We start from the raw sequence: 15,101 nt of genomic DNA on the forward strand, positions 1-15,101 counted from the left end.
TGTGTGACCAATAAGCTGCCTCCAGAAATCTACCGGCGTCGGCGTATCGCTGCGGCGGTGTTGCTCGTTATCATCCTCGTTCTCCTGGGCTGGGGTATTTCCGCACTGGTAAACCGGGACAGCGAGGATTCTGAACCGGTGAATGTCACCAGGGATGACGGGAAAGAGGTGACCCCTCCGGAACAGCCCAAGGAACCTTACGCGCCTAAGTCTGACAAGGACTCGAAGAACGACAAGGCTGACAAGTCTGACAAGGACACCAAGAAGGGCGACAAGGAAGGCGAAGACTCCGCGAAGGATGACGCTCAGGCGGCGCTTGCGAGCAAAAAGGACTGTACCCTTGCAGATCTGCAGGTGACAGCCACCTCGGATCAGCCGAACTACGGCGATGAGCAGCCGACTCTGGCGATCACCGTCCACAACCCCACCGGCGGTGAATGCCGCGTGAACCTCGATGAGCAGCAGTTGCGCTTCGAGGTGTACGACCTGGCAACGTATGAGCGAGTCTGGTCGGATGTGGACTGTAATGAATCCGAAGGCCACGGTGAACTGGTATTGGCACCGGGCGAGGAAGTCAACTATGCCGCCACCTGGTCGCGTCTGACCTCGGCGCCGAACAAGTGCTCCGAAGAAGACCGGGTCCCAGTTCCCTCCGGGTCGTACATCTTCTACGGCGTGATTGGTGACAACAACTCTGACGCCTACACGTTCAACATGCGCTAGCGCTTAGCTCCTAACCCAAGCTCAATGGCCTCGGCAACGGTGCCTGCTTCCAGCAGCCGCATCCCTGCCGGGCCTTTTGCGCCTCTGGGCACAATTGCCGTGTCGAAGCCCATTCGATGAGCTTCTTTAAGGCGCCACTCCAAATCGGTCACTCGCCGCACTTCGCCGGCCAACCCCAGTTCGCCGAGTGCAATGGTTTTGTCCTGGAAGGTCCGCTTAGTCATGGATGAGGCCAGTGCCAGCGCAATCGCTAGGTCCGCGGCAGGCTCCGACAGCGTCATTCCGCCGACGGTGGACACGTACATCTCCATGCGGGCCAACTGCTTGAAGTTGCCGTGTTCAGTCAGCACGGCCGCGACCATCGGCACGCGCCTCGGGTCGAGACCAGAGACATTGCGTCGTGGATTATGTGCCTCAGTGTTGATTACCAGGCCCTGCACCTCCGCCAGCAGCGGTCTGCGGCCATCCATGGCCACGGTAATTGCAGTTCCCGAGGTCGGCGTTCGGTGATGCAAAAACAGCCCTGAGGGATCCTCGACTTCCGCAATACCGCCCGCGGTCTGCTCGAAGCAGCCCACCTCATCGGTGCTGCCGAAGCGGTTTTTCAGACCCCGCAAGAAGCGTAGCCCCGAGTGTCTATCGCCTTCGAAGTTGAGCACCACATCAACCAGGTGTTCCATCGTGCGCGGGCCGGCCACATTGCCGTCCTTGGTCACGTGCCCTACCAAGAAAATCGCAGTCCCGGTCTCCTTCGCCAACGCCGCCAGGGCGGAGGTTACGGCGCGAGCCTGAGCAACGCCACCGCGAGCACCTTCGACGTCGGCACGCATCGTCTGCACGGAGTCCACAATGAGCAGACCGGGGGAGAGCTCTAGCGTCAGATCGATGACGTCCTCGATATTCGACACCGCCGACAGGTACAGCGAGTCCGACAGCGCGCCAGTGCGCTCGGCACGCAGCCGCACCTGACCGACCGACTCCTCACCTGTGACGTAAAGCGTCGGCCCCAAATCGCCGTCCGCGCAGCGGTAGGCCACTTCCAGCAGCAACGTCGACTTACCAACCCCCGGCTCGCCGGCCAAGAGTACCAACGAACCCGGCACAATACCGGAACCGAGCACTCGATCCAGCTCACCGATGCCCGTGCGCACCGCGTGCGCAGCCTTGGCGGAAATTCCGGTAATGGCTGTCAGCTCAGAAGAAGAAGTGGGGATTCGATCTGTTGCGGATGTCTCGGCGAGGAAACGTTCCTCCGCCTCGTCGTCAAGCGCGCGCTGTGCTAAACGCTGGCTCTCAGCCGCGACGGAAGTGGAAGATGCTTTACGACGGCCACCTCGCGTGCCGGGCTCCGTTGCGGCAGCACTCCGGCGACGTTGCTTGGCTGCCCGGGCGGCGATTTTGTCCTCAAGGGTGGAGCCGGACTTCCCCCTGCTGGAGCGGATAGTGACCTTCTCCAGTGTGCCCCACTCTTTGCAGTTGGGACATTGACCAACCCATTTCGACACCTGCCAACCGCATGCCGAGCATTCGTAGGCTTCGTCTTTGGTCTTGGCCACGGTGCAACCGCCTTTGCTTCAAACGAGGGGGCGACAGACCCGACAACGTGTGTTGTGCGGTCTGCGGTGAATGTCGCGAGAAAATTTACCCCAGATACGCGAGAGCGGGCCAGGGCAGTGTCAATGACTTGTGTCAAGGATGACTGTACTGCCGTGACCCGTATCAAGCGACCAATCGCCCATGCCCGCTCGATGAAGCGCCTCGCGTTGTTTGCGGGACAGGACTGCGCTGTACCAGCGCCTAAAAGTGCGCTGCGCGCGAACAGCGCAGGAACACCACTGTGCTGCGATTACTTGGATTCAATCATGCCGTCAGCACCGCGGTTCGGTGCGCCAGCTTCCAGAATGTCAGCGGAGATGGTGATGTCCAGGTCGTAGGTGTTGGTCTGGCCCTGCGGGTCGGTGAACTCGAAGGTGGCCTCGCGGTTCTGGCCAGCAGCGCTGCTCTTGTCTCCAACCAGGGTGCTCGGGTCCAGCTCGTTGGTGTAGTACGCGATGCAGCCGGTGTTGTCCTTGGCGGTCTTAGCCAGCGGATCGATGACGGACTTCGGGCCGGCAACAATCTGGCACTCACGCGGCAGGGAGTCCTCGCCCTTGGCAGCCTTAGCGAAGGAAGGTGTCTCAGCGACCTTCTTCAGCTCAACCTCGCCGATACCTTCAACGGTGACGGACTTCAGCGTGTAGACCGACTCGGTAGCGCGCTGCTGGTTGCTGGCGGAGAACTTCAGACCAGCGGTACCAGCCTCCGGGTCAACCAGGATGTGAGCGTCGCGGATGTTGACGAAGCCAAGAGCCGAGTTGGTGTTCTCAGCACCCTTGCCGGCAGCATCTTCGCCGCCGTTCATCGCACCGTCTACAGCCGGGTGCTGATTTGCGGTCTGCGAAATCTGACCGGCGCCACAAGCAGCAAGTGCAACTGCGGATGCTGCGGAGACGGTGATGAGGGCGCTGCGGCGAAGTACGGACTTGAAGGCCATGACTAGATTTCCTCCAGTAGCTTGAGGATGGGCGATAGGATTTTCAGTATTTAAAGAACACCTTAGTGTCTTCCTAAGATGTTCGCATACTACCCGTAAAATCATGGGGGGACATGATAGGGTGGAAGGCCGTTGGAAAGGGCGTGTGCATTACATGGAATTCAGCATTGGCGATACCGTAGTTTATCCGCACCACGGAGCTGCGAAAATCGAAAACATCATTGAACGAGAGCTTAACGGTGAGACCGTTCAGTACCTCGTACTGCAGATTCTGCAGAGTGATCTGAATATCCAGGTGCCCGCCAAGAATGCCGAGCTGGTCGGTGTCCGCGACGTTGTCGGTGAAGAGGGGCTGCTGAAGGTCTTCTCCGTTCTGCGTGAGACTGACGTGGAAGAGGCCGGCAACTGGTCCCGTCGCTACAAGGCCAACCAGGAGCGCCTGGGTTCGGGCGACATTAACAAGGTCGCTGAGGTAGTTCGTGACCTGTGGCGCCGTGATCAGGATCGCGGTCTGTCCGCCGGCGAAAAGCGTATGTTGAGCAAGGCTCGCCAGGTTCTCGTCGGTGAGCTCGCGCTTGCCGACGGCGTTGATGAGGCCAAGGTCGAGGAAGTTTTTGCCCGCGTCGATGCCACTATCGAGCGTCACCGCGCGCTGGCGCAGGAAGGTGCCGCCGGTGAGAAGAAGGACGAGGCCGACGATAAGCCGGTGGACCTGGACGCAGACGCATAAGTCGTTTCCCTTCCCCGGTTCCTTCCAGTAGGGATTTTCTGCACTTTTCCGGTTAACGGCTAGCGCACACACATTGCCCGTGTGCGCTAGCCGTTTTCTCTTTTTCACCCGTATCTATTTCCCCGCTATGCTCGGGGCTGTGACTTTTCAAATCTTCGATACCGCAACCCGCCAACTGAAGGATTTTGAGCCTCTCCGCGAGGGGCATGCCTCCATTTACCTGTGCGGTGCGACCCCGCAGGCTCAGCCGCACATTGGCCATGTTCGCTCCGGCGTGGCCTTTGATATCTTGCGCCGTTGGCTGATCGCCAAGGGGTATGACGTCGCCTTTGTGCGCAACGTCACCGATATCGATGACAAGATCTTGAACAAGGCCGCCGAGCACGGCCGCCCTTGGTGGGAATGGGTCTCCCGCTTTGAGCGCGAATTTACCTGGGCTTACAACCAGCTCGGTGTTCTCCCGCCGAGCGTTGAGCCGCGCGCTACCGGACATGTCACTCAGATGGTGGAGTATATGCAGCGTCTGATGGATAACGGCTTCGCCTACGCTGTCGATGGCAGCGTCTATTTCGACGTGGATGCCTGGTCCAAGGCTGAAGGCAGCGACTACGGCAGCCTGTCCGGCAACCGCGTCGACGAGATGGAGCAGGGCGAGACCAACACTCCGGGCAAGCGCGGTGCGCACGATTTCGCGCTGTGGAAGGCTGCCAAGCCTGGCGAGCCCTCGTGGCCGACGCCGTGGGGCAATGGTCGTCCGGGCTGGCACCTGGAGTGCTCCGCCATGGCCACCTACTACTTGGGCTCGGAGTTCGACATCCACTGTGGCGGTCTCGACCTGCAGTTCCCGCATCATGAAAACGAGATTGCGCAGTCGCACGCAGCCGGTGACGGCTTTGCTCGCTACTGGATGCATAACCACTGGGTCACAATGGCCGGCGAAAAGATGTCGAAGTCGCTCGGCAACGTGTTGTCCGTGCCGCATATCCTGACCATGGTTCGTCCGGTTGAGCTGCGTTACTACCTCGGTAGTGCGCACTACCGCTCCGTGCTGGAGTACTCCGAGGAGGCTCTGCAGGAAGCGGCAGCGGGCTACCGTCGTATCGAGGCGTTTATGCACCGTGCCGTCGATAAGCTCGGCGATATCGAAATCGGTGAGTGGACGCCAGCGTTCGAAGCCGCGCTCGACGACGACCTCGCCGTTCCGCGCGCGCTCGCCGAAATCCACAACGCTGTTCGTGGGGGCAATCAGGCGCTTGCCGACGGCGACGAGACCAAGGCCAAGGAGATTGCCGGCGCTGTCCGCGCTATGGCCGCAGTCCTTGGATTCGATCCGCTGAATGAGCAGTGGGCAACCTCCGATTCCGGTTCTGATGCGGCAATGCATGCGCTCGGTGTGCTGGTTGAGCACCAGTTGGAGGAACGCACCCGGGCTCGTGCAGAGAAGGACTGGGCTACGGCTGATGCTGTGCGCGACCGTCTGAAGGAAGCGGGTATCGAGGTAACTGATACCGCTGATGGTCCGGCATGGTCTGTCGCTGACTAAAGCTAAAGAAAACTATTAACAACAGGAAGCAGGTAGCTATGGCAGGCAACGGTCGTCGTGGCGCAGTGCGCAAGGCAAGCAAGAAGAACGTCGGCGGCTCCGGCGGCCAGAAGCGGGGCCTGCGTGGCAAGGGGCCGACCCCGAAGGCAGAGGACCGCGTTTATCACGCAGCTCATAAGCGGGCGAATGAGAAGCGACGCCGTGACTCTGGGCGTCATGAGCGCAAGGGAGATGGCTCCGAGCTGGTAGTTGGCCGTAACCCGGTCGTGGAATGCCTGCATGCGAAGGTGCCAGCGGCAGCGCTGATTGTGGCGTTGGGCACCGACAATGACGAGCGCCTGCAGGAGTCAGTGCGTATTGCTAACTCCCGTGGTATCCCGATTCGCGAGGTGCCCCGCCACGAGCTGGACACCATGACCGGCAACACCATGCACCAGGGCATCGGTCTGCAAATTCCGCCATACAAGTACTCGTCTGTCGAAGATCTGATTGATTCGGTGGCCAAGACCGGGGAGCCGGGTCTTATCGTCTGCCTGGATAACATCACCGACCCTCGTAACCTGGGTGCGGTCATTCGCTCGGTGGCGGCCTTTGGCGGCCACGGTGTGGTGATTCCGGAGCGTCGCTCGGCCGCTATTACGGGCGTGGCCTGGCGTACCTCGGCTGGTACTGCTGCACGTCTGCCAGTTGCACGGGCGACAAACATGGTGCGCTCGCTCAAGCAGTTCCAGAAGGCTGGCTATCAGGTCGTTGGACTGGATGCCGGTGGCGACCACACTCTGGACACTTACGACGGCACCACCCCGGTGGTCGTGGTCGTCGGCTCCGAGGGGAAGGGCCTTTCGCGCCTGGTGCGCGATACCTGTGACACCATCATGTCCATTCCGATGACCGGTTGGGTGGAGTCGCTCAATGCTTCCGTTGCTGCCGGTGTGACTCTGAGTGAGTTTGCCCGCCAGCGCCGGGCAAAGAGTAGTTAGTAGCGCATTTGATACCCCCGGAGGCGCCATTATCAATTCGTTATAGTAGTAGCGTTTACGTGGGGTATTTTGGGTTCTAAATTGCGGCCGGTACTTATGGCTACCCCCAGTAGTTCAGCGCTTTAAAGATAATTCTATTTCCGGCGTGCGCTGCAGAAATAACAGCGTTATTATCACTTCCAACAGAAAATTATCCGTAGTTTCCCGAAGGGGAGGGCGGGCAAATCATGCTCCTAGAAATAGGGGCGTAATTGGCCGTAGTTTAGGGAAGCGCACGGACCTAGCGGTGGCTTGTACAGCTAGCTTTGGGTCACTGAGATGTCAGACCACGACATCCTCAGCGTTAGTTTTTCTGTCTGCCGGGGCAACCCATTTCGGCAGTCTCGCAGTCTTAAAAAGAGCTGGGGGTATTGGAGTCTGCTTTTAGAGAATCCAGCAAAAATACGGGCAGCCCCTCGGTGGCGAGAGGGAAGGTGCGCACCTTCTCCGCAATCGTCACTCGAGGGGCTGCCCGATGTTTTTGTTGTTTTAAAAGCCACTCCGAAAAGCGTATGTGTCTATTTGCTCCATTTGGCAGCCTGGACGTCGTCACGCGTTGCCTTGCGCGATTGCACCGTTCCGATGGCGTAGCAGATCAGGTAGATGACAAACGCGATTGTCGTCACTAGAACGCTGACCGGGATGCCCGGTGCGAGTGAGAGAACAATGCCGCCGACGGCCGCGACCTCGGCGAAGATGGTCGACAGGATGATGGCCTTTACAGGAGAGGCGGTGACGAATGCGGCCGCAGCACCAGGGGTGATGATGAGGGCGATGACGAGCAGAGAGCCGACAATCTGTACGCCCTGGGCGGCGACGAGACCGGTGAGAATCGCGAAGTAAATCGATAGCGCCTTCACGTTGACACCACAGGCGGCGGCCATGATGGGGTCGGCGGAGGCGAATAGAAGCGGCCGCCATTTCCAGGCAACGCCGCCGACGACGATGACCGCGACGATGGCCATCGTCCATAGAGAAGTGTCAGTCAGACCAATGATTTGGCCGGTGAGAAGTGAAAACGCGGTACTTGTCCGGCCGGGGTAGAGGTGGATAAACAGCACCGATAAGCCCATGCCGAAGCTCAAAACCACGCCCACAACCGCATCTTGGCGCCCTCGAAGCGACAGCGCCGCCAGGACTATTGCTATGAGCACCGAGCCGATAATGGCGCCGCTGCTGACACTGACACCCAGTAATAGAGCCGCGGATGCGCCCATGAGTGCCAGCTCACTGGTGCCGTGGACCGTGAAGCTCATCTGCCGCATGACAATCAGGGGCGAGATGATGCCGGAAATCAGCCCAAGCAGTGCTGCTGCAATGAGGGCATTGTGGACGAAGCCGACCTGGAGTAGGGCGGCGGTGTCGGAGAAATACTGAGCCAGTAGGGTCATTAGGCGATAACCAACTTTCCCTCGACACGGGCAACCACAATTTTGGTTTGGTAGAGCTCCGAGAGCGTCTCTGAGGTGATAATTTCCTCGACCGATCCGACCGCATGTCCATGCGGCGTCAGGTAGAGCACCCGGTCACAGACGCCCAGGATGGGGTTGATGTCGTGGGTGACAAAGACGACTGCCGTGTCATTTTCCCGGCGATGCCGGTCCAGGCGCTTGACCGTGGTTCGTTGTGCCGCAGGGTCGAGGGAGAGCAGAGGCTCGTCGCAAAGCAAAAAATCCGGCGCCGAAACGAGCGCCTGCGCCTGACGCACAAGCTGTTGCTGACCGCCAGAGAGCGTGCCGACACGACGGTCCGCAATACCCGTTGCGCCGACAAACTCCAGCATCTCGTCGGTGGCGGAGCGGTTCTTGCCAGCTGCCAGCTCGACGAGGTCGCGAACCCGAATGGGCAGCGAGGGCTCGAACATCCGCTGCTGCGGAATGTATCCCAGATTCCCGTCGACTTTTACTGAACCGTGAGTCAGCCGCCGCATGCCAAGGGCGGTGGTCAGCAGCGTGGATTTGCCGACGCCGTTCGGACCCAGGATGGCCAAGAACTCGCCGGGCTCGATATCCAAATTCAGACCGGACCACAGCGGTTCGACGGCTGCGTCAGTAAAAGTCAGTGAGGGCAAAGTTATGCGGACTCCATATCGGAAAGGGTTTGCTTGTAGAGGTCAAAGAACGACTGGTCAGTGCTCGGCGACTCAAAAACATCGACGATTTTAACGCCCTTTGCCTTGGCTGCCTCGACGAGTCGCTGCGAGACCTGGTCGTGGGTCTGTGGCGAGTCGATGAGGTAGTCCAGCTCGCCGGACTCGATCAGCTTGAGCATTTCATTGACATCGCTTGCCGACGGCTCGGACTCATTCAGCGTGGACTGGCGGTAGCCCTTCGGGGTGATGTCCTTAACCTTCGTGTCCTTCAGGATGTCATCGGCCAGCGGGTGAACCTGAGCAACCTTAGCGGCCTTGAGCTTGCTCTTGGCCTCTTCGATGCCCTTGATTTCCTTATCGACAGCCTTGGTGTCGGCCTTGGCGCCCATCTTGGTCAGAGCTTCGGCGAGCTGCTCTGCAGTTTCTTCAACCGCATCGGTGTTGTACCAGACGTGCTCGTTGGCCTCGCCATCGTGGTGGTGGTGCTCGTGGCCGTCGTGGTCGCCATGGTCGTGGTCATGGCCCTCGTGATCGTGATCGTGGCCCTCGTGATCATGGTTATGGCCTTCGTGATCGAGATCGTGGTTGTGGCCCTCTTCCTGCGGCAGCGCAGAGATGATGACCTTATCCTTTGCGTCACGCAGAGAGGAGGTCAGCCATGCGTCGTAATGCCCGCCACCTGCGACGAGAATATCGGCGTCCTCTACCTTTGCCATGTCGGCTGCGGCCGGTTCGTAGGAGTGAGGATCGATGTCGTTGGACGCGATAATCGGGTCGATGGCGACCTTCTCGTCGTCGGTGACTGCGTCGGCGACGTCCGCCCAGACCTTGGTGGAGGTGACCACCTTGATGGTGTCTTCGGACTTGCCCGCGGACGTGGTGCTGTCATCATTGCTGGAGCATGCGCCGAGACCTGCGACGAGGCCGGCGCTGGCGACTAGCGCCGCGATGCGCGTGGAAAAGCGTGCCTTCATATTTTGTATCCAATCCTGTTGCGAGCTGAATTATTTCCTCTATTCAGCTTCTGAGCATTAACCGCTATTGAAAACAGTTGTCTTTTAGTTCAAAGAATATAGTAGGGGCTGCGGAGACCCAGTCACAAGGCGGATCGCTGCCGGAGTGGCAGAAATGACAGTCGCGCACATTCGTTGGGTAAAGTTGTCCGCGATTAGATGCGTGTGATGCTCGTTGTAGTTCTTTTCCATAAAATCGAGGTTTTCTACCTGAGGTAGCTGGACGAAGATATCTGAGCGGGCAGTCGCTGTTGGTTTTTCAAGAAGGGTCGGTATTCCGTGCAAAGTCGGCGTCGTCGTGGCACCTTGGCTTCCATCGCTGCAGAACTTGGGGTCTCACGCACGACTGTGTCCAACGCGTACAACCGCCCTGACCAGCTCTCGGAGAAGTTGCGGGAGCACATCTTGGAAACTGCGGAGCGGCTTGGCTACCCCGGGCCGGACCCAATGGCTCGCGGTCTGCGCATGCGCCGGGTTGGCGCCATCGGCGTGCTGTTCACCGAGCACCTCCCGTTCGCTTTTGAAGACCCTGCGTCGGTGGATTTTCTCGCCGGCCTCGCAGAGGAGCTCGGCGAAATGGGCGACTCCATGTTGGTCATTCCAGCTTCCTCCGAGGAGGGCGGGGACGTAGATCTCAATCTGATTCGGCAAGCGGTGGTCGACGGTTTCGTGGTCTACTCCGTCGCGGACAACGACCCGTTCCTCGCTGCCGTGCGCGCCCGTGGCTTGCCGACGGTCGTGTGCGACCAGCCTGCAGATGCGGTGGCTCTACCGTTTGTGGGCATCGATGACCGTGAGGCCATCAAGCCCGCGGTGCGACACCTGACTGAACTGGGACATCGCAAGGTGGGAATCTTGTCAGTGCGATTGTCGCGTACCCCGAACTCGGGATATGTCACGGAGAAGCGGCTGGCAGAAGCTCATCACCAGGTGCAGAAGAACCGCGTCGAAGGTGCGCTGGAAGCGCTTGCCGAGGCCGGTATTCAGCAGGCAGATGTGCCTATCATCGAGCGTCACCTCAATGACCGCGAGAATAACCGCGATGCGGCTCGCCAGCTGCTGACCGACAACCCGGATCTCACGGCGGTGGTCTGTACCACGGATACTCAGGCAATTGCGGTCTTGGAATATGCCAAGGAGAACGGAATTCGTGTTCCGGAGGACCTGTCCATCACAGGCTTTGACGGAATCGAGCGCGCCCTCTTCCACAAGCTGACCACTGTAATTCAGCCGAATAGGCAGAAGGGCATTGCCGTCGGCCGCGCGCTGGCCGAGGAGCTTGAGGCCGCACGCGAGGACAGCGGTCGCGCTCCTCGCGTCTTGTTGGAGACTGAGTTTGTCGTTGGATCGACAACCGCAGCGCCGTCGGCACCGTCAGCCGGGTAGCGGGCCGACGAGGGTAACAACATCGTGGCGCTATCGGGGGCTCTTGGGGTGGTAAACCCCACCTCGTCTTTACTGTGTTCGGATTCAGATTAAGGTCTATTACATGACAGATTCAACAAATTCGAGCACCGACCAATCAGCTGCGGCTCTCAATAGTCCGGAAGCTACCCGCGACGACCATGTCGAACTTGGCGGCCCCGTCGAATTGGATGAAATGTCTATCCGTGGCGCGATGAGTGAGTTCACCACAGGCGTGACCATTATCGCCACCGAGGATGAAGGCGAAGCGTACGGTTTCGCCTGCCAGTCTTTTTCCTCGCTGAGTCTCACTCCACCGATGGTTCTGTTTACTGTCATGAAGACCTCGCGGTCTTGGCCGCATATACGGAACGCTGGACGCTTCTCCGTCAATGTGTTGGCCGAGGATCAGGAGGATATCTCGGCAGCCTTCGGCCGCAGTAATGGCGAAAAGTTCAAGACGGGGAAGTGGACCCGCTCTGAGCTGGGCAACCCTTTATTGCACGGCTGCTCCGTGTGGATTGATTGCACCGTCGTCGATGTTTACGAAGGCGGCGATCACTGGATTGTGACGGCGGATATTGTGGCTATCGGCAAGCGTGAAGAAATCAATCCGCTCATTTACCACCGCGGTTCTTACGCACGGGTTTCTCACCCCGGCACCGATGCGCCTGTCGATCAGAAGTGGCGTCAGCGCCCCTCGGTGTAACCCGAGGTTGTCGCAGTCCAGCCACGGCGATCCTCGCCTGGCTTGGGGTCTTTCATCTCTCGCATGCGCAGACCATTGTTGTCCTGCGTGTAGACGAATTCGCCCGCAACAATCTTGTGGAAGCGCTCCGAATAGGTCTGCGCCTGGTCTGAGCAGTCCAAACTGCGAGTCTGCTCCGTGGTACCGAATTCGACCGCCTCGCCCTTCCACTGCAGCGAACCAGAGCCGTTGCCACAGGAATCAGCGAAGGCATATGTTGTCTGCCCCAACGTAATAGTCGGCGCCTGAGTTCCGTCCGGCACACCGTGGGGCAGGTTTGGGTCATCAAAGATCGCGGTTATCTGCCATTGCTTGCCGACGATCTCCGCTGCCGGCTTTGCCTGGCATGCGGTAGCCGTCATGGACACTGCCGCAACGACAGCTACTGCGGCAACCGCTTTTTTCCCGCTCCGACCCATGCTGCGTGACCCCGTTAGTTAGCTGCCTTCTTGGTGGTCTTCTTAGCAGCCTTCTTCGTCGTCTTCTTAGCGGCCTTCTTGGCAGCCTTCTTCGCCGTCTTACGAGTGGTCTTCTTTGCGGCCTTCTTGGTCGACTTCTTCGCAGTCTTCTTAGTGGACTTGCGTGTGCGCTTTGCGGTCTTCGGAGCGTTTTCCTTCTCGTATTCCTCGTGAACCTTCTTGAAGCTCAGGCCTTCCTTCTCCACTCCGAGCATGCACATCAGAGTGACGGCATCGTAGAAATCCTCGGCGAAGGTAGCAACAATTCGCCGTGCGCCAGCAGCGGTCTTTTCTTCGACCTTGTGAAGAGCCTCGTTCTGAGCAGTGCGAGTGTCTGTGACCTTCGGTGGCACGAATCCTCCTGGCAAGCATGGCCTTAATTGCGCCCAATACACCTACTTCTGCCAGCCATCTAGCCATATGCTCCCGTCACTGAGCTCAACCGAGTTCAGCGGAGAAGGAATGGGATTGTGATGACGCAGTTTCGGCTTTAAGCGCTACTTACAATTCAAAAACCTAATTCTACCACGTTGTTGATAGGTCGCGCGGTGTGGATAATGCTCCCATGGATACGGCTAGTCCACGCAGCGGCTGTCCCGCGGATTGAGCAGTGGCTGCCCCGCGGAATGGCTAGTCCACACGCGGGTTCATACCGCCCTTGAAGCGGTAGTTGCGTGGACGGCGAGGCTTGTTCCGCGGATTCACAGGACGGATGCGACGCATACCGGCCCGGATTGGACGGGTCAGGCCACTGTCTTCGCGCAGTGCGCGAGGGCGACGGAGCCTGCGCGCCATCCATTCACCGAGGACAATACCCGCAGCTAGTGCCGTCGCAATGCCTAGCGCTGAGGCTAGCGCCGTAAACCCCTTGGTCGGGTGGTCGTGCAGCAGTGCGTGCATACCGCGGTAGATCGTCATACCCGGAAGCAGCGGGGTTACGCCTGCCACTGCCGTAATCAGCGGCGGGATGGACCAACGTCGTGCCAGCAGGCCACCGATGAGACCAATCAGCGTTGCTGCCGCGCCTGCGCTGGTCACCGGATGAACTCCCAGTGGAGTCAACACGTAGTAGTAGGTCATCGACCCCAGCAGAGCGACCGTTCCGGACACTGACAACGCGGTGAACCCAGCATTCGAGGCCAACGCAAATGCGATTGAGGCGGTAGTTCCCGCTATCACCCTCACTGTCGCCTGTGCCAGGTTGAGGTCAGAACCCGCGATGACGTCGGGAAGCGGAATGCCCAGCATTCCGGAAAACTCGATGCCCATTGCGATGCCAGCGACGATTCCGCCGGTCAACAACATGGTGTCGAAGAAGCGCGCGGAGCCAGTCACAGGTGCGCCGGTGATGCCGTCTTGCAGTGCTTGCACGAGGGTTAGGCCGGCGAGCATCACGATAATTCCCGAGGCGATCAGCCTGGATGGCTGCATCTCAAAGGGGAGATACGCCTGCGCCGCATTGAGCACAGCAGCGGAGAGCGTGGCAATGAGACCGCCGACTGCATTCTGAAAGAATGTGGGCAACTCGCGGGCAGCGAGTTCACCAATCACGATGACGATGGCCAGTGTGACCGCAGCCGCGATAAGGGCGACCTCGAAACTCGAGCCGAGCAGCACTGTCACAGATGAAGCCAGCAATGCCCAGCCAGTGTAGATGACGCGGAGGCGGTATTTTGCGGGCTCACGCTCGACCTTGTCGATAGCCTCAATAGCCTCCTCCAAGCTCAGGTGGCCCGCGCGAATTCGGCGGATGACACGGTCGGTGTGACGCAAGCGCTCGAAGTCGGGCACTGGTGCGGTGACAACGCGCATCGCGGTAATAGGGGTACGGCGCGCGCCGATGAGGTGGTAGACCGTCACGGAGGTCAACGTGATATCGACTTGGATTTGGGTGAGGCCATAGGCTGAGGTCACGGCCTTAATTTGTAGCTCGGTATCGCGGTTGCCCGAGCCACATGCCAGCAATAGCCCGCCGATGCGAGCAGCGAGATCGAGTACGGCCGTGACCTGACTCGGGTCGGAATAATCGATCGGTGCCAGCGGCAGCGGGGTAGTAGTCGAGTGCACTAGGTCGACAGTTGCCGTTGGGCCGGAAACGAAATCAATCACGCGCTGCTTGAAGGTGGACTGACCTTCGATTGCAGGAAACTGGGTCTGCGGAGTGTCGTCGTAAGAGACAGTGGCTTCAGCGTCGTAGAGATCATTCTTCGCAGCGGAGTTTTCTCCGGCGTTGGAATTGCTGTCACCAGCGAATGACATGTCGACACTTCCTTTCCCCGATACTGCCTGGGGTGCATTGCAGTGATGCTGCAAAGACGCGATGCGGAGACGTTGCAGAAACATAGCCCCAGTGATTTAGCGATAGTCACACTACCCCGTCAGTGACCGAGAATCTTAATTCGTTTTTGAGGCGGTGAATTTGCCTATCTGAGCGGGGCTTTTAGCGTGTGGAAAAGTGTTCAAGAAGTGCGGTTGCAGTTTTCCTGTGGTGTCGTTTTTAACTTCTGCTTGCCAACCTGTACAATCGCCTGTCAGCGGCACAGCTGAGTTCGATTCTCAGGTTGACTCTGATTCTTTCGAGCCAGCGACGGCTAACGCCAAAAGGTCGCTTTAAAGTTGCCGGGATGGCGCAATTGGTAGCGCAACTGATTTGTAATCAGTAGGTTACGGGTTCGAGTCCCGTTTCCGGCTCCAAAACTCCAGGTCAGGAAGTTTTCCGGCCTGGGGTTCTTTGGTTTAAAGGGTGCTCGCGTCCTTTTTGGGTCCTTTTTCGTCGCTCCAATGCAAAAACCCCCGCGCCAAGAGGGGTTAAGTAAAGAAAAGTGTGTCTTTTCCGGG

14 protein-coding genes and 1 tRNA gene are annotated in these 15,101 nt (G+C 59.0%); 7 read left to right on the forward strand and 8 right to left on the reverse strand.

Annotation, left to right across the window (positions count from 1 at the left end; translation table 11 throughout):
• Nucleotides 1-3 precede the first annotated feature (3 nt).
• On the forward strand, nucleotides 4-723 hold the full coding sequence (locus HMPREF2878_RS08565) for a hypothetical protein (protein ID WP_070653302.1): 720 nt from the start codon (nucleotides 4-6) through the stop codon (nucleotides 721-723).
• Here HMPREF2878_RS08565 and radA read toward each other — a convergent pair.
• The gene (radA, locus tag HMPREF2878_RS08570) at nucleotides 720-2,279 is read right to left on the reverse strand and encodes a DNA repair protein RadA (RefSeq protein WP_070653304.1); all 1,560 of its coding nucleotides are present in this window, start codon (nucleotides 2,277-2,279) and stop codon (nucleotides 720-722) included. The two genes, HMPREF2878_RS08565 and radA, sit on opposite strands and share 4 nt — an antisense overlap.
• A gap of 290 nt (nucleotides 2,280-2,569) precedes the next feature.
• The gene (locus HMPREF2878_RS08575) at nucleotides 2,570-3,256 is read right to left on the reverse strand and encodes a hypothetical protein (RefSeq protein ID WP_070603942.1); all 687 of its coding nucleotides are present in this window, start codon (nucleotides 3,254-3,256) and stop codon (nucleotides 2,570-2,572) included.
• A 154-nt stretch (nucleotides 3,257-3,410) separates the two neighbouring features.
• Here HMPREF2878_RS08575 and HMPREF2878_RS08580 point away from each other — a divergent pair, with 154 nt between their 5' ends.
• The 3 genes from HMPREF2878_RS08580 to rlmB all read left to right on the forward strand — a co-directional run bounded on the left by HMPREF2878_RS08580 (nucleotide 3,411) and on the right by rlmB (nucleotide 6,509).
• Nucleotides 3,411-3,986, forward strand: a complete 576-nt coding sequence (locus tag HMPREF2878_RS08580) for a CarD family transcriptional regulator (RefSeq protein WP_005510159.1) — start codon at nucleotides 3,411-3,413, stop codon at nucleotides 3,984-3,986.
• Between the two features lie 139 nt (nucleotides 3,987-4,125).
• A complete protein-coding gene (gene cysS, locus HMPREF2878_RS08585) occupies nucleotides 4,126-5,529 on the forward strand; it encodes a cysteine--tRNA ligase (protein WP_042388940.1) in 1,404 nt (467 codons plus the stop codon).
• Nucleotides 5,530-5,567: 38 nt separating this feature from the next.
• Nucleotides 5,568-6,509 carry a 23S rRNA (guanosine(2251)-2'-O)-methyltransferase RlmB gene (rlmB, locus tag HMPREF2878_RS08590; RefSeq protein WP_049194043.1) on the forward strand — a complete coding sequence of 314 codons (942 nt, stop codon included), beginning with the start codon at nucleotides 5,568-5,570 and terminating at the stop codon, nucleotides 6,507-6,509.
• A gap of 557 nt (nucleotides 6,510-7,066) precedes the next feature.
• Here the strand turns inward: rlmB and HMPREF2878_RS08595 are convergent.
• Genes HMPREF2878_RS08595 through HMPREF2878_RS08605 form a run of 3 tightly spaced genes read right to left on the reverse strand, consistent with a single transcriptional unit; the run spans nucleotide 7,067 to nucleotide 9,614 of the window.
• Complete coding sequence (locus HMPREF2878_RS08595) at nucleotides 7,067-7,939, reverse strand: metal ABC transporter permease (protein WP_070653306.1); 873 nt, start codon at nucleotides 7,937-7,939, stop codon at nucleotides 7,067-7,069.
• Nucleotides 7,939-8,619 carry a metal ABC transporter ATP-binding protein gene (locus HMPREF2878_RS08600; protein ID WP_070546656.1) on the reverse strand — a complete coding sequence of 227 codons (681 nt, stop codon included), beginning with the start codon at nucleotides 8,617-8,619 and terminating at the stop codon, nucleotides 7,939-7,941. Before HMPREF2878_RS08600 ends, HMPREF2878_RS08595 begins: the two co-directional genes overlap by 1 nt.
• Before the next feature lie 2 nt (nucleotides 8,620-8,621).
• The gene (locus HMPREF2878_RS08605; protein ID WP_070653308.1) at nucleotides 8,622-9,614 is read right to left on the reverse strand and encodes a metal ABC transporter solute-binding protein, Zn/Mn family; all 993 of its coding nucleotides are present in this window, start codon (nucleotides 9,612-9,614) and stop codon (nucleotides 8,622-8,624) included.
• Nucleotides 9,615-9,932: 318 nt separating this feature from the next.
• On the opposite strand from HMPREF2878_RS08605, the gene HMPREF2878_RS08610 reads away from it, so the two are divergent.
• Nucleotides 9,933-11,039, forward strand: coding sequence for a LacI family DNA-binding transcriptional regulator (locus HMPREF2878_RS08610; protein ID WP_070439686.1), 1,107 nt, complete (start codon nucleotides 9,933-9,935; stop codon nucleotides 11,037-11,039).
• A gap of 103 nt (nucleotides 11,040-11,142) precedes the next feature.
• Entirely contained in the window at nucleotides 11,143-11,766 is a 624-nt protein-coding gene (locus HMPREF2878_RS08615) for a flavin reductase family protein (protein ID WP_049189568.1), read from the forward strand.
• Here the strand turns inward: HMPREF2878_RS08615 and HMPREF2878_RS08620 are convergent.
• From HMPREF2878_RS08620 to HMPREF2878_RS08630, 3 genes are all read right to left on the reverse strand, one after another.
• Nucleotides 11,748-12,224: an META domain-containing protein gene (locus tag HMPREF2878_RS08620; RefSeq protein WP_070653310.1), complete on the reverse strand. Its 477-nt coding sequence runs from the start codon at nucleotides 12,222-12,224 to the stop codon at nucleotides 11,748-11,750. The two genes, HMPREF2878_RS08615 and HMPREF2878_RS08620, sit on opposite strands and share 19 nt — an antisense overlap.
• 14 nt (nucleotides 12,225-12,238) lie before the next feature.
• A complete protein-coding gene (locus HMPREF2878_RS11330; RefSeq protein WP_016421440.1) occupies nucleotides 12,239-12,616 on the reverse strand; it encodes a hypothetical protein in 378 nt (125 codons plus the stop codon).
• 277 nt (nucleotides 12,617-12,893) lie between these two features.
• Nucleotides 12,894-14,522, reverse strand: a complete 1,629-nt coding sequence (locus HMPREF2878_RS08630) for a threonine/serine exporter ThrE (protein WP_016421439.1) — start codon at nucleotides 14,520-14,522, stop codon at nucleotides 12,894-12,896.
• Between the two features lie 359 nt (nucleotides 14,523-14,881).
• On the opposite strand from HMPREF2878_RS08630, the gene HMPREF2878_RS08635 reads away from it, so the two are divergent.
• A tRNA-Thr gene (locus HMPREF2878_RS08635) sits at nucleotides 14,882-14,957 on the forward strand.
• The last annotated feature ends 144 nt before the right edge of the window (nucleotides 14,958-15,101 follow it).

It is taken from the genome of Corynebacterium sp. HMSC065H09 (assembly GCF_001812845.1).
Taxonomy (GTDB): domain Bacteria; phylum Actinomycetota; class Actinomycetes; order Mycobacteriales; family Mycobacteriaceae; genus Corynebacterium; species Corynebacterium jeikeium_D.